Source organism: Acidovorax sp. HMWF029 (assembly GCF_003060895.1).
GTDB lineage: Bacteria > Pseudomonadota > Gammaproteobacteria > Burkholderiales > Burkholderiaceae_C > Acidovorax.
On record NZ_QAIH01000081.1, the window covers coordinates 1 to 14,047 of the forward strand.

At 65.6% G+C, this 14,047-nt stretch carries 13 protein-coding genes; 5 read left to right on the forward strand and 8 right to left on the reverse strand.

The annotated features are described in order from the left end of the window. Positions 1 to 59: 59 nt before the first annotated feature. The 5 genes from DBR12_RS04900 to DBR12_RS04920 form a co-directional block, all read right to left on the reverse strand. Positions 60 to 593 carry a chemotaxis protein CheW gene (locus tag DBR12_RS04900; RefSeq protein ID WP_108616234.1) on the reverse strand — a complete coding sequence of 178 codons (534 nt, stop codon included), beginning with the start codon at positions 591 to 593 and terminating at the stop codon, positions 60 to 62. A gap of 85 nt (positions 594 to 678) precedes the next feature. Next, positions 679 to 2,424, reverse strand: a complete 1,746-nt coding sequence (locus tag DBR12_RS04905; protein ID WP_108616223.1) for a methyl-accepting chemotaxis protein — start codon at positions 2,422 to 2,424, stop codon at positions 679 to 681. 508 nt (positions 2,425 to 2,932) lie between these two features. Then, positions 2,933 to 3,220, reverse strand: a complete 288-nt coding sequence (locus tag DBR12_RS04910; protein WP_108616235.1) for a DUF6150 family protein — start codon at positions 3,218 to 3,220, stop codon at positions 2,933 to 2,935. A gap of 231 nt (positions 3,221 to 3,451) precedes the next feature. Beyond that, positions 3,452 to 4,078: a hypothetical protein gene (locus tag DBR12_RS04915; RefSeq protein ID WP_108616224.1), complete on the reverse strand. Its 627-nt coding sequence runs from the start codon at positions 4,076 to 4,078 to the stop codon at positions 3,452 to 3,454. A gap of 99 nt (positions 4,079 to 4,177) precedes the next feature. Then, on the reverse strand, positions 4,178 to 5,218 hold the full coding sequence (locus DBR12_RS04920) for an aldo/keto reductase (protein WP_108616225.1): 1,041 nt from the start codon (positions 5,216 to 5,218) through the stop codon (positions 4,178 to 4,180). Positions 5,219 to 5,385: 167 nt separating this feature from the next. On the opposite strand from DBR12_RS04920, the gene DBR12_RS04925 reads away from it, so the two are divergent. Beyond that, complete coding sequence (locus DBR12_RS04925) at positions 5,386 to 6,288, forward strand: LysR family transcriptional regulator (protein ID WP_108616226.1); 903 nt, start codon at positions 5,386 to 5,388, stop codon at positions 6,286 to 6,288. Between the two features lie 322 nt (positions 6,289 to 6,610). On the opposite strand, the gene DBR12_RS04930 is transcribed toward DBR12_RS04925, so the two are convergent. After that, on the reverse strand, positions 6,611 to 7,564 hold the full coding sequence (locus DBR12_RS04930; RefSeq protein WP_108616227.1) for a LysR substrate-binding domain-containing protein: 954 nt from the start codon (positions 7,562 to 7,564) through the stop codon (positions 6,611 to 6,613). A gap of 93 nt (positions 7,565 to 7,657) precedes the next feature. On the opposite strand from DBR12_RS04930, the gene DBR12_RS04935 reads away from it, so the two are divergent. From DBR12_RS04935 to DBR12_RS04950, 4 genes are read left to right on the forward strand one after another with little or no spacing between them, the layout of a single operon-like run. Continuing rightward, positions 7,658 to 9,010: a D-serine ammonia-lyase gene (locus DBR12_RS04935; protein ID WP_108616228.1), complete on the forward strand. Its 1,353-nt coding sequence runs from the start codon at positions 7,658 to 7,660 to the stop codon at positions 9,008 to 9,010. A 60-nt stretch (positions 9,011 to 9,070) separates the two neighbouring features. Continuing rightward, the gene (locus tag DBR12_RS04940) at positions 9,071 to 10,057 is read left to right on the forward strand and encodes a tripartite tricarboxylate transporter substrate binding protein (RefSeq protein ID WP_108616229.1); all 987 of its coding nucleotides are present in this window, start codon (positions 9,071 to 9,073) and stop codon (positions 10,055 to 10,057) included. A 33-nt stretch (positions 10,058 to 10,090) separates the two neighbouring features. Continuing rightward, the gene (locus DBR12_RS04945; protein ID WP_108616230.1) at positions 10,091 to 11,647 is read left to right on the forward strand and encodes an amidase; all 1,557 of its coding nucleotides are present in this window, start codon (positions 10,091 to 10,093) and stop codon (positions 11,645 to 11,647) included. Between the two features lie 16 nt (positions 11,648 to 11,663). Beyond that, positions 11,664 to 12,809, forward strand: coding sequence for an FAD-binding oxidoreductase (locus DBR12_RS04950; protein WP_108616231.1), 1,146 nt, complete (start codon positions 11,664 to 11,666; stop codon positions 12,807 to 12,809). Positions 12,810 to 12,838: 29 nt separating this feature from the next. Here the strand turns inward: DBR12_RS04950 and DBR12_RS04955 are convergent, their stop codons facing one another. Both DBR12_RS04955 and DBR12_RS04960 read right to left on the reverse strand, forming a co-directional pair. Beyond that, positions 12,839 to 13,054: a YjfB family protein gene (locus tag DBR12_RS04955; RefSeq protein WP_108616232.1), complete on the reverse strand. Its 216-nt coding sequence runs from the start codon at positions 13,052 to 13,054 to the stop codon at positions 12,839 to 12,841. Between the two features lie 86 nt (positions 13,055 to 13,140). Next, entirely contained in the window at positions 13,141 to 13,734 is a 594-nt protein-coding gene (locus DBR12_RS04960; RefSeq protein ID WP_108616233.1) for a YigZ family protein, read from the reverse strand. Between the last annotated feature and the right edge of the window lie 313 nt (positions 13,735 to 14,047).

Below are 14,047 nucleotides of genomic sequence, written 5' to 3' on the forward strand. Positions count from 1 at the left end.
CTGCAGGCCTTGCCTTGCCTTGCCTTGCGCTATGGGGCGCTGGCAAGGCTCTTGGGACTTCAATGGGTGGTGCTGGTGACGTCGACGTCGATGTTGTCGAACACGGTATCGGCCAGGAACTTCTCGATGTCCAGCAAGATGAGCATGCGCTCGTCCACCGAGCCGATGGCCAGCATGTGCTCGCGGTCGAAATTCGAGTCGAGCGCAGGCACAGGGCGCAGTTGTGAGGGCTCCAGTGTCAGCACGTCCGACACGCTATCCACCACGGCCCCGACCACATGCTCACCAATACTCAGCACGATCACCACGGTCAGGTGGTTGTACTGGACCTCTGTCACGCCCAGCTTGATGCGCAGGTCAATGATGGGGACTATCACGCCGCGCAGATTCACCACGCCCTTGAGGTGCTCGGGAGCATTGGCGATGGTGGTGGGCTTTTCGTAGGAGCGAATTTCCTGCACGCGCAGGATGTCCACGCCGTACTCCTCGTCGGCAATCTTGAAGGCCAGAAACTCTCGGATCTGGGTCAGTGCTGCGGTGCGGGCAGTGGAAGCGGCGACGGCGGAAGGTGTGGCGGTGGAGGCATTGATCATGGGGTTCTCCAACTAGGTTGATAGAAACTTGGCGCTCGCAAAAAACGACTCAGGCGTGGATGCAAGCGGCCAGTGTGGTGGGCTATCAGAAGTTTTCCCACTCGCCACCGTCAGCAGCGGCTGGGGCAGGGGCTGCGGCAGGTTTTTTGGCGGATATGCCAATCTTCTGACCCGTTGCCTTTGGCGCCAGCGGGCGCGATGCAGGCGCTGCGACGGGGCGCGCAGCGGGCAAAGCGGGCGCGGAAAACGATGTGGCGGGGCGGGAAGCGCTGTGGGCTGCATCGCCAGAGAGCTTGAATACAGCCACCGCTTGCAGCAGTTGCTGCGCCTGCGTGCTCAAGCTGCTCGCAGCCGCCGCGCTCTCCTCGACCAGCGCCGCATTTTGCTGGGTGACCTGGTCCATTTGCGACACCGCCTCGCCCACCTGGGCAACGCCCTGGCTCTGCTCATTGCTGGCGGCACTCACCTCACCAATGATGTCCGTGACGCGGCGAATGGCCGATACCACTTCGGTCATGGTCGAACCCGCCTGGTCCACCAAAGACGTGCCCCGCTCCACCTCGGCCACGCTGTTGTCAATCAGTGCCTTGATGTCCTTGGCAGCACTGGCGCTGCGCTGGGCCAGGTTGCGCACCTCACTGGCCACCACGGCAAAACCGCGCCCTTGCTCGCCAGCCCGCGCGGCCTCTACTGCAGCGTTCAGTGCCAGGATATTGGTCTGGAAGGCAATGCCATCAATCACGCTGATGATGTCTGCGATTTTCTTGGAGCTTTCGTTGATGACCTTCATGGTGTTGACCACCTGGCTCACCACCTCGCCGCCTTGCACCGCAACGGTTGAAGCGTTTACTGCCAGCTGATTGGCCTGGCGGGCACTGTCAGCGTTTTGCTTGACGGTGCTGGCCAGCTCTTCCATGGAGGCGGCCGTTTCTTCCAGTGCGCTGGCTTGCTGCTCGGTGCGGCTGGACAGATCGCTATTGCCTTGCGCAATCTCAGAACTGGCCGTGGCCACCCCGTCAGCGCCGCTGCGCACGGTGGTCACGACACCTGTCAGTGCCTGTTGCATGGCGCTCATGGCAGCCATCACGCTGACTTCGTCTCCACGGCGAGCGTGCAGCTGTGCGCTCAAGTCACCCGCCGCCACACGCTGGGCGGCATCGGCCAGCTCGGCGGGCTCAGCCCCCAGGGCCTTGGAGAGGTCACGCACAATGAGCCAGCCCACCACCAAGCTCAGCAGCAGCATGGCCGCGCCCAGGGTCGCCATCAGCAAGGTGGAACTGGCTGCAGATACTGCAGCCTCAGCCGCCAGTTTGCCGGCAATGCCCTTTTGCAAATCGCGCGAGTCATCTGTTGCTTTGAAAACGATGTCTTGCAGTGCTTGGACGTCGCCTGCTAACAGGGCACCTGCAGCGGCCTTGTCGCCTTGTTCTGCGATTTCCATCGCACGGTCCAAGGCCTTGTTGTAGTTGCCACGGTTTTTGTGGATTGTTTCCAGCAACTCTTTAGCTCTAGGCAGCGTGATTGTCTTGTCCAGAGTCGCCAACAGGTCGCTATTGGCCTTGCGCAGCTCTGCGATTTTTTGCTTCTCTCGGGTGCGAAACGCAGGGTCGTCTGAGATCACGACGTTGCGGACGAGGCGCCCAATGACGTTGAGGTTGTCGTTGACATCGGAGAACTGCGCCACTTTGACCATGCGGTCTTCAGAGACCTCCTTCAGGTCTTTCGCCATGGAGCGCATGTTCAGCGCGCCAATTGCGGCGATCACGATGCCGATCAGTGTCAGCAATCCAAACGCCAGAATGAGGCGGGTAGAGACTTTCAAGCGGTTCATGGGATCCTCTCTTTCATCCAAATAGGAAGGGCCTGCTGGGCTGGGTGATACCCAGAACGGAAGCCAGCGGCACGCGAAGGTCTGAGAAACGAAGCCACCTGTACGCTACTCGCCAACGTAACTATTGGCAACAGAGTATCCAGGGGTCGTCTCCACTGCGAGGTGAATAATATGATAAAAATGATCAAAATGCAAATTTAATCATTCCCTGGGTTTTCTCTTTTTTGAGTTCGGCCCCTTTGTACAGGCCGTGAGAAGCTCTCTAGGGCTGGATCGTGGTGCAGCCAGAGTTTGCCGCACGCTCCCGATGGGCACTGGCGCCCTGTCGCGTGTTTTTCAAATTTATCAATTCAGGGCGTTCGCTGTTCGAGTGCCGGCAGGGCCGTCACGGGACAACGGCAGGGTTCGCCAGCCTATGCAGTGGCCCAGCGCATGTCTCATGGTGATGTTGCTGCCAGGCAACGAGCACCGGCAGCCGTTGCGCTAACAGCTTTTTGGCAGGCCGCGCCTACTTGCCCAGCTTGCCGATCAGCAAGTGGTCCTTGGTGTTCCAGCCCGCTTCCTCGGGTGTCGCCACCTTGAAGATTTTGAGGTCGGCCTGGCTGGCGTGCTTGACGCGCAAAATCTTGAAACTGGCCTGGTTCGCATAGGCCACCATGAACCAGATTGCGTCGCCGCTGGCCTGTGCGGGGTAGTGAACCTCGTGCCAGCACAGGTCGGCCTGGCTTTTGTGGGCCACCTCGCACACGCGGGCGTCGGCTAGGTGCTCGTACTTCACTTCCAGGATCTTGGCCATGTGCGTCCTTTGCATTGGTTCGGGGGATCCGGTGGTCTGCCTGTCGGGCAAGCCCTGCCGCCTCAGTATCCGGGCTTGGCCCGCGCGGCGGGCGCCTGACCGTACGGCGTGGTGGGGTTTTGAACAAAAAACCTGCCCTGCGCGCTATGGTCGCGGGCTGGCAGCTACTGAATTGGAAGCGGTGTGCAGGTGCTGCCGTGTTGCAGTGCTGCGGCGCTGTCTTCGGCCCCGTCAGTTTTCCACCTGCAGTGACTCCACCCACACCAGCTCGCAGGCGCTGGCGCCCGAATCACTGCGGGTGAGCGAACTGGTCCAGCGCCAGCCGCTGGCGTGGCTCACCTCCACCAGCTTGCCGGTGATACGTACCCACTGCCCCTTGCGGACCTTGGCCAGGGCGCGCTCCACCGTGGCGTCGGCCGCAATCATGTGCATGTTGGCGGACGACTCGATGATCTCTTGCAATGGGATGGGGGGCTGGTCGCGCCAGGAATAGCGGTACCAGCGGCCACCCTGCGAGATGTTGAGCGGCCCGTACACCGCCGGGTCAGCCATGCGCTGCCAGCCCAGCGCCAGGTCGGTGGGAGACAGATCGGCCTCTCTGCCCAGCGAATAGTCCTCGCGCGACAGCACCCGCGCCCGCACGGCAAAGTTCGCCAGCGGCTTGATTTGGTAACCCTGCCGCACAAACGGCGCATCGCGCGTGGCCGTCTGCACAGGGTTGTCGGCAAACGGCTGCTGCTGCGCGGTGTCCACCGGGCTGCGCAGCCGCTGGTCCGCCCGGTGCACCCGCAGCTTTTCGATGGCAAAAAACGCGATCAGCAGCGCGATGGCGATCTTGAAGACGGTGGACAGGCTCATGGTGCGGCAGGCCGGGCAGAGGGGCGTGGTGGCACCGGATTGTGCGCAGAAGCGGTGGGTGCGCCAATCCGTTGCCGAAGGCGCACCCTGAATGGGCCCTCAAACCGTAGCAGAGGTCTCTATCCCCACCCAGCCTGTCTCCGTGTAGCGGGCACCCGCCACCTGGCCAGGTGCGAACAGGGCGTCCAGCGCGTCCATCACCTCGGCGGGCAGCGTGGCCTGGGCTGCTGCCAGGTTCTGCTGCAGGTGCTGGCTGCGCCGGGTGCCAGGGATGGGCAGCACATGGGGATGGCGGTTGAGCATCCAGGCCAGCGCCAGTGTGCTCACCGGCAGGCCTGTAGATTGCGCCAGTTGTGCCAGGCCCTGCTGCAGGCTGCGGTTGGCCTCGCCCTCGGCGCCATTGAAGCGCGGCAGCACCCGCCGGAAGTCGTCGGGGGCCAGCGCATCCACCACGGGCGGCTGATTGGTCAGGAAGGCGCGCCCAAGCGGGCTGTAGGCCACAAACGCAATCCCGAGCGCCTGGGCGGTGGGCAACACGGCCTGCTCGGCGCCGCGCTCCCACAGCGAATATTCGCTTTGCACGGCCGCCACCGGGTGCAGCGCATGGGCGGCGCGCAGGCTCTGCGCACTCACCTCCGACAGGCCCACAGCAGCAATCTTGCCAGAGCGCACCAGGTCTGCCAGCGTGCCCATCAGGTCTTCGAGCGGCACGGCCGGGTCGCGGCGGTGGCAGTAATACAGGTCGATGCGCTCGACGCCCAGGCGCTGTAGCGAGGCATCGCAGGCCTGGCGGATGTAGGCGGGCGAGTTGTCGATGCGTCGCTCGTAGCGGCCTGGCTCGCGCACGATGCCGAACTTGGTGGCCACCGTGACCTGTGCGCGCTGACTTGGGGAGAGTTCGTGCAGAAAACGGCCGAGCAAGGATTCGTTGTGGCCAAACCCATAGGCGTCGGCCGTGTCGAAATGGTTCACGCCCAGGCCATGCGCCATGTGCAGCGTGGCCAGCGATTGCGCATCGTCGGTCTGCCCGTAGAACTCGCTCATGCCCATGCAGCCCAGCCCCAGCGGGTGGACCTGGCGCTCCCCCAGCGGGCGTGGCAGTGGATGCGTGTTGTTGGAGAGATTGTTTGGTTTTGCCATATGGTTCCTTGGGTGGGTGGTGACTGCTTGGAGCAACAGTGCTGATGTTCTTATTCGGAACGTCTGACCGCTAGCACCTCAGGTTTGAATGTGCTGTTAGGCCAGGCCGCACAATGCCCGCGCCATCCCGTCCTTTGCTGGCCGGTGGGTGTGGAACAATCCGTCCCATGCCTGCACCCCCAGACCTCCAGCACCTGCGTGCCTTCATGGCCGTGGCCGAGTGGCGCAGCTTTCGGCGTGCGGCCCAGGCGTTGAACCTGGCACCGTCGTCGGTAAGCCAGGCCGTTCGCACCCTGGAAGAGCGGCTGGGCGTGCCCCTGCTGCAGCGCAGCACGCGCAGCGTGGCCATGACCCAGGCGGGCACCCAGCTGCGGGCCCAGCTCACGCCGGTGATGCAAGGGCTGGACGGCGCGCTGGCCGAGGCGGCCCAGTGGGGCCAGGAGGTGCGCGGGCACCTGCGGCTCAACGTGCCGCGCAGCGCCGCAGACCTGCTGCTGGGCCCGTTGCTGGGCGGCTTTTTGAAGACCCACCCTGGTGTGGCGCTGGAGGTGTGCACCCAGGACGGGCTGGTGGACATCGTGCGTGAGGGCTTCGATGCGGGCGTCCGCTTCCCCGAGGCCCTGCCGCAGGACATGGTGGCCGTGCCCATCGGGCCACCACAGCGGTTTACCGTGGTGGCCGCCCCCGCTTTGGCCACTGCTCTGGGCGTGCCCGAGACCCCACACGACCTGCTGCAGCGCCCTTGCGTGCGCCAGCGCTTCCCCAGCGGTGCGCTGTACCGCTGGCAGTTTGTGCCGCCGGGCGAAGGGGCACAGCCGTTTGACCTGGCCGTGGAAGGCCCGCTCACCGTGGACGACCAGCGCCTGGCCCTGCGCGCCGCACTGGGGGGCGCAGGCTGGGCCTATGTGTACGAGGCCATGGCCCAGCCCCACCTGCGCGCGGGCCACCTGGTGCAGGCCCTGGCCGACTGGTGCCCGGCCGAGCCAGGATTTGCGCTGTATTACCCCGGGCGCAAACAGGTCAGCCCGGCGCTGCGTGCCTTGATTGACTGGTTGCGGGGGCAGCGGTAGGTGCGGCGTTGGTTCGGGTCGTGCGGCTTGCTCGAGCGCGGCGGTTTTGAAGGGAATGCAGCGGGAATGTCAAAAACGATAGCTGCTTGTGCTTGCTGGACGCGCGGAAAGGCCTGTTTTTTATCAAATTCTTGGCGAGATGGAACACGTGCATTGACCAACGGTGCTTCTGGCTGCATTCGCTGAGAAAGCGGGCTGCAGATTTCACCAGTCGCCGCAGGCCGGTGGAAGCAGCACACGGCTCGCTGAAGGAGGGTTGCTGCAGTGGGTGGTGCTGGTTGCGCTGACGCGGTGGCATGCTTGATTGCAATGCAGCTGGGCGTTACGCCAGCGGCGGCAACACCTGCGCCCGCTCCTCGCCAAACTTTTGCGCCTCGTCCACCAGCCATTCCCGCACCAGCTCCATGGTGGGGCTGGGGTGTGTGGTGGTCACAAACGAATACGCCGCGCGTGATGGCACGCTGCGCCCCAGCAGCGGCACCAGGCGCCCGGCCTTCACGTCCTGCAGCACCAGCGCGGCGCGGCCCATGGCGATGCCCTGGCCGGTGAGTGCGGCGCCCAGGGCCAGTTGCGACAGGTTGAACTGCTGGCCGCCCGCCCAGGGCGGTGGCGTGGCGCCCCTCTGCGCAAACCAGTGTTGCCATTCTTCGTACGTGTCTGCGCCGTCCCAGGCGCTGCCGTCGTGCAGCAACCAGTCGCCGTGCAGATCCTCGGGCGTGGTGATGGGCGGGTGCCGGGCCAGGAACTCGGGGCTGGCCACGGGGATGAGCCATTCGTCGAGGAACACGGTGGCGTTCAGGTCACGGTAGCCGCCCAGGTCGAAGCGCACGGCGGCCTCCACGCCGTCGCGCACCATGCGGGTGCGGTCCAGCGTGTGGAACTCGCCAAACACACGCAGCCCGGTGTGGGGGTGTTGGCGAAAGAAGTCGCCCAGCCGGGGCGTGAGCCAGCTCATGGCAAACGAGGGCGAGCAACTCAAGGTGGCGGTGGCGGTTTCAGGCGGCTGGCGCATCTGGGCCAGGGTGCTTTCGATGGCGTCGAAGCTTTCGCGCAGCACCACGGCCAGCCATTTGCCCTCGGGCGTGGGCACCAGCGCGCGCGGGGTGCGCAAAAACAGCGGACGGCGCAGCCAGTCTTCAAGCTGTTTGACCTGCTGGCTCACCGCGCCCTGGGTGATGCACAGCTCGGCTGCCGCTTTGGTAAAGCTGCCGTGGCGCGCGGCTGCATCAAAACTGCGCAGCCAGGCGAGGAGGGAGGGGGAGAGGCGAATATCCATTATTAATACTAATGATGCGCTCAATATAAATGGTTTGTGACGGGAGCGTGGCCAGCGAAGAATGGGGGCAAGCCTTTTCGAGATGAACGCGCCATGACGATTGCCGAACCCCAACCTGACGTCGATACTTTGCTGGCCAACCGCCTGCGCGACGCCCAGCCCGCCCTGTGGACCAACCCGGCGCGGCAGGCGCAGCCCGCTGCAGCTCTGCCTGCACTGGGTAGAAGTATTAGTCTGGATGATACGAAGGCGGCTGCTGCACGCCTGGACCGTTTTGCCGGGCTGCTGGCACAGGTGTTCCCCGAGCTGGCCACCACGGGGGGCGTGGTGGACTCGCCCCTGCTGCCTGCTGCGACGCTGGTGCCTGCACTGGGCTTGGCCGAAGGGCAAGGCAGGCTGTTCATCAAGGCCGACCACAGCCTGCCCGTGGCGGGCTCCATCAAGGCCCGGGGCGGCATGCACGAGGTGCTGGAGTTTGCCGAGGGGCTGGCGCTGCAGCATGGGTTGGTGGAGCCCGGCGGCGACTACCGCGCGCTCGCCACTCCGGCGGCGCGCGAGGTGCTGGGCCGCTACCAGGTGGCTGTGGGTTCCACCGGCAACCTGGGCATGAGCATTGGCGTGGTGGCCTCGGCCCTGGGCTTTCAGGCCACGGTGCACATGTCGGCCGACGCCAAGGAATGGAAGAAAGACCGCCTGCGCCAGCGCGGCGTACAGGTCGTGGAACATGCGGGCGACTACGAACGCGCCGTGGCCGCAGGCCGCGCCGAGGCGACCAGCAACCCGCTGTGCCACTTTGTGGACGATGAGCAATCCTTCTCGCTGCTGCTGGGCTACAGCGCGGCGGCGCTGCATTTGAAGAACCAGTTGGCCGAGCAGGGCGTGGCGGTAGATGCCGAGCACCCGCTCATCGTCTACCTGCCCTGTGGTGTGGGTGGTGCTCCAGCGGGCATCACCTTTGGCCTGCGGCAGGTGCTGGGGCCGCATGTGCATTGCTTTTTTGTGGAGCCGGTGCAGTCGCCATGCTTCATGGTCCAGATGCTGGCGGGGCCTGGAGAGCACCCCTCGGTGTACGACTGGGGCCTGACCAACCGCACCGAGGCCGACGGCCTGGCCGTGCCGCGCGCGTCGCTGCTGGCGGCCGAGCTGATGAGGCCTTTGCTGTCGGGCGTGTTCACGGTGGCCGACGACACGCTGTTTGCCCTGCTGGTGCAGGTATTGGACGCCTTGGGCGAACGCATTGAGCCCTCGGCCGCCGCAGGCTTCAGCGGCCCGGCCATGCTGACGGGCACGACCGCCGGGCAGGCCTGGCTGCGCAGCACCGGCGTGGATGCGGTGCTGCACAACGCCACGCACCTGGTGTGGACCACGGGCGGCCTGCTGGTGCCCGATGCGCAGTACCAGGGTTTTGTGCAGCGCGGGCGGGCCGTGCTGGCTGCGCAAGGCTGATGGTTGTCATCTACCCGATTCGTCTATTCCCCAACCTTTGCCACCTTTGGAGAGCACCCCATGAACCGCAAGCAACTGCTTTTGTCGTCCGCCATCCTCTGTGCCCTGGGGGCCGCAGCGTGGGGCCCGGCTGTAGCGCAAGAAGCTGCTTTCCCCAACAAACCCATCACGCTTGTGATTCCGTTCCCGCCCGGTGGCGCCACCGACGTGCTGGGCCGTCTCATCGGCAAGAAGCTGGGTGACAAGCTGGGCCAGAGCGTGGTGATCGACAACCGCGCAGGCGCGGGCACCACGATTGGCGCAACGTATGTCGCCAAGGCCGCGCCGGACGGCTACACGCTGCTGATGAGTTCGGGCACCACCTTCACCGTGAACCCTGCCGTGCGCGCCAAGCTGCCGTACGACCCGGTCAAGAGTTTTGAGCCCATTGGCATTGCAGGGCGCACCAGCCTGATCCTGCTGGCCAACAAGGACGTGCCTGTCAGCGATGTGAAGCAGTTTGTAGCCATGGTGAAAGCCGCGCCCGACAAGTACTCATACGGCTCGTATGGTGCGGGCACCACGTCGCAGTTTGCGGGCGAAATGTTCTTCCACGCGGCAGGCCTGAAGATCCAGCATGTGCCCTACAAGGGCAGTGCGCCCGCCATGGTGGACCTGATGGGCGGGCAGGTTCCGTTCACGGTCGATACCGTGTCGGCCGCGCTGCCGCAGCTCAAGGACGGCAAGATCAAGGCCATTGCCGTGACGGCGGGCAAGCGCTCAGCCCTCCTGCCCAAGGTGCCCACGCTGGCCGAAAGTGGCTACCCCGGCGTGGAGATGGACACCTGGCTGGCCTTGGTAGCCCCACGCGGCTTGCCGCCCGCCGTCAAGGCGCGGCTGGAACTGACGCTGGCGCAGGTGGTGGCAGACCCCGAAACCCGCGACAAACTGATCGCCGTGGGCTTTGAGCCCACCTATGCTTCTGCCAAGGCCGTGAGCGAGCTGATCGACAAGGAACTGCCGTTGATGCGCGCTGTGGCGCAGCGCGCTGCCATCACGGCAGATTGAACCAGAGCCGAACAACAAGGAGACAAGCGCGAGATGACAAGCCACAACGCATTGGTCGAGCTGACCGCCAACGAACTGCGCCACCGCATCGGCACGCGCGAAATCTCGCCCGTCGAACTGCTCGATGCCTGTATTGAACGCATCGAGGCCGTCAACCCGCATGTGAACGCCATCACCGCCACCTGCTACGACCGCGCCCGCACTGAGGCCCGGGCCGCCGAGCAGGCGGTGCTGCGCGGCGAGCCGCTGGGCCTGCTGCACGGGCTGCCCCTGGGTGTGAAGGACCTGGAGGCCACGGCCGGGCTGCTGACCACCTATGGCTCGCAGATCTACCGCGAACACATTCCGGCCGAAGACAACGTGCTGGTGGCGCGCCTGCGTGCGGCGGGCGCCATCGTCACTGGCAAGACCAATATCCCCGAGATGGGTGCGGGCGCCAATTCGCGCAACACCGTGTGGGGCGCCACAGGCAACCCGTTCAACCCCCACCTGAATGCGGGGGGCTCGTCGGGCGGGTCGGCCGCTGCGCTGGCGTGCGACATGCTGCCGGTGTGCACGGGGTCGGACACGGGCGGATCGCTGCGCATTCCGGCATCCATCTGCGGCGTGGTGGGTTTTCGGCCATCGCCCGGCGTGGTGCCCAGCTCGCGCAAGCTATTGGGCTGGACGCCGATTTCGGTGGTCGGCCCCATGGGCCGCACCGCGGAAGAAGCCTGCCTGCAATTGGCGGCCACGGCAGGCATGTCGGCGGGCGACCCGCTGAGCTACCCGCTGGACCCGATGAGTTTCCTTCTGCCCGAAACGGTGGACCTGAGTCGCCTGCGCGTGGCGTACACCGAAGACTTCGGCGCCTGCGCCGTGGATGACGGCATCCGCGCCGTGTTCCGCCGCAAGGTTCAGGCCATGAAGCACCTTTTTGCCAGCTGCGATGCCATCGATGTCGACCTGGGCGACGTGCACCGCTGCTTTGACGTGCTGCGCGCCGAAGCCTTTGTGGCCAGCACGCGCGAGGCCTACGAGCGCGACCCCGCCAGCCTGGGCCCCAACACCCGCGCCAACTACGAAATGGGCGCCGCCATGAACCTGCTGGACAGCGCCTGGGCCCAGGCCGAGCAAACGCGCATCCTGGCGCGGTTCCAGAAGCTGTACGAAAACTACGACGTGATTCTGGCGCCCACCACACCCGTGTCGCCCTTCGCCTGGACCGAGCTGTTTGCCAGCCATATCAACGGCGAGCCGCAGGCCAACTACTACCGCTGGCTGGCACTGACCTATGTGACCACGCTCACCACCCACCCCGCGCTCAGCCTGCCGTGCGGGCTGGACGACGCGGGCCTGCCGTTTGGCCTGCAGATCGTGGGGCGCTTCCGTGCCGACCGGCACACGTTGGGCGTGGGGCATGCGCTGGAGCAGGCGTTCAAGGGCATTGCAGGGCTGGCCCGGCCCCGGCCCGACATCGCCAAGCTGATACAAACCCATGCCGAACCCGCGCTGACCTCCATCGTGACCAGCGCGCCCGACCCCCGCGACGCCCGCAGCCTGCCGCGCGACGACCGTGCTGCATCGGCCGCGCAGGTGTCGGCGGTTTGAACAGGAGACTCCGACCATGCAAGCTGTAGACACCATCGTGATTGGCGCGGGCATTGCCGGGGCCTCTGTGGCCTGGCAATTGGTGCAGCCGGGTGCCGCAGGGCAAGGCGCCAGCGTGCTGCTGCTGGAGCGCGAATCGCAGCCCGGCTACCACACCACCGGTCGCTCGGCTGCGCTCTACATGGCGACCTATGGCACGCCCAACATCCAGGCGCTGACCCGGGCCAGCCGCGCGTTCTACGATGCGCCGCCGCCCGAGTTTGGCGCCGACCCCATCCTCTCGCCCCGTGGCGTGGTCTATGTGGCCGGGCCGGACCAGCTGGATCTGCTCAAGCAGACCTACGACGAGGCGCATGCCACGTCACCCAATGTGCAGTGGGTAGAGCAGGCCGAGCTGCTGGCCATGCTGCCCTGCTTGAAGCCCGAGGCCGTGGCCGCCGGCATGAGCGAACCCGAGGCCGCCGACATCGACGTGAACGCCCTGCACCAGGGTTACCTCCGTGGCCTGCGCCAGCGCGGCGGCCAGGTGCTGACCCACGCCGAGGTCACCGCCGTACGCCGCGCTGGAGATGCGTGGGAGGTGGGGCTGGCCGACGGGCGGATGTTTGCCGCTTCCACGATCGTCAATGCTGCAGGGGCCTGGGCCGATGTGGTGGCGGGCCTTGCAGGGGTGCCACCCATCGGGCTGGAGCCACGCCGCCGCACGGCATTTACCTTTGCCGTACCCGAGGGCATGGACGCCACCCACTGGCCTGCGGTGATCGGCATCGACGAAAGCTTTTACTTCAAACCCGATGCGGGGCAACTGCTGGGCTCGCCGGCCAATGCTGACCCCACGCACCCGCACGATGTGGTGCCCGAGGAGCTGGATGTGGCCACCGGGATCTATCACATCGAGGAAATGACCCGGTTCCAGATCCGCCGCCCGTCACACACCTGGGCGGGCCTGCGTTCGTTTGTGTCTGATGGCGACATGGTGATCGGCTGGGACAACCATGTGCCCGGCTTCTTCTGGATGGCCGGGCAGGGGGGGTATGGGATTCAGAGCGCGGCGGGCGCCTCGCTGTTGGCGCGGCAGTTGTTGCGCGGCGAGCCGCTGGCCGAGGAGCTGGTGCGCGAGGGCGTGGGGGTGGAGGGGCTGTCGCCTGCGCGTTTGCGCTGAACTTTCAGGGGGGCGCGGCCCCGAGTCCTTCAGGCAAACGTATTGACGTTGGTGCCCAGCGTGCCGCTGGTGGCCAGCGCGGGCTGTGGCATGGATTGCTGCATGGCGTCCAGCAGGGTGGCTGCCGATACGGCCTGCATGTCCAGCGCCTTTTTCAGCACCACCATGTTCAGGGCGTCCGACGTTTTGGCGCTGGCCAGGTTGGTGGCAGTGCTGACAATGCTGTTGGCGAGGGCGACGTCCATGGCGATTCCTTGGGGTAGTGGCGGTTTATCGGCATCGTGGCGGCGGGCTTGAGGGGTGTTACATCTGCCGAGGGGGAGGGGCCGAGTCAGCCCCGGTGCTCTGCCCAGCCCACGCGGCCTTGCCCGCCGTCGTTGATGCGCTGTACGAATACGACCGCTTGTGTCTCGGGCAGGCGGATCAGCAATTGCACCAGCGTGCCATGCTGCACGTCCACCAGCTCGGCCCCTGCCGATTCCACCTCGCGCCGCACAAAGCCCTCCAGCGCATAGGGCACCTGGCATCGCAGCGTGGCCATGCGCTGCAGCGTGACCTTAGGGGTGGTGAGCAGGGCCTGGGCAATGGTGTCGGTGTAGGCGCGTACCAGGCCACCCGCGCCCAGCTTCACGCCGCCAAAGTAGCGCACCACGGTGGCCAGCACGCCTTCCAGGTCCTGGTGGCGCAGCACGTCGAGCATGGGGCGCCCGGCCGTGCCGCCGGGTTCGCCGTCGTCCACCGCAGCCGACTGGCCACCCGCCAGCAGCGCCCAGCAGATGTGGGCGGCGCCGGGGTGCTGCTTCCAAAGCGCATCCACGGCCGCCTGGGCGCTGGCGCGGTCGGCCATGGGCTGCACGCAGCCGATGAAGCGGCTTTTCTTGATGATGAGTTCGCTGTGGGCAGGGGCGGCCAGGGTGTAGGGCATGGGGCAGTGAGTGTAAGAGCCTGTGTTGTGTGACGAATTTCACGCAGGGCGCTCTCATTAAGCGATGCGGGCGGCCCGGAAGGCTCGAATGTGCGTTCTGTCACACACCAAAGCGGCATGTATTCCTACACTGCCCCGCTGTTGTGGTGGCCTACGCTCGCGCTACGTTTTTGAAAGCACCAGGCCCCAGAAAAAAGGAACTGCCATGATTGCCACCCCGTTCTCCGCCCCCATGCCCCCCCGCTTGGCTAGCCAGGTGTTTGATCGGTTCATGTCCCAGTCTGCCACTGCTGATACGCGCACACCCATGATG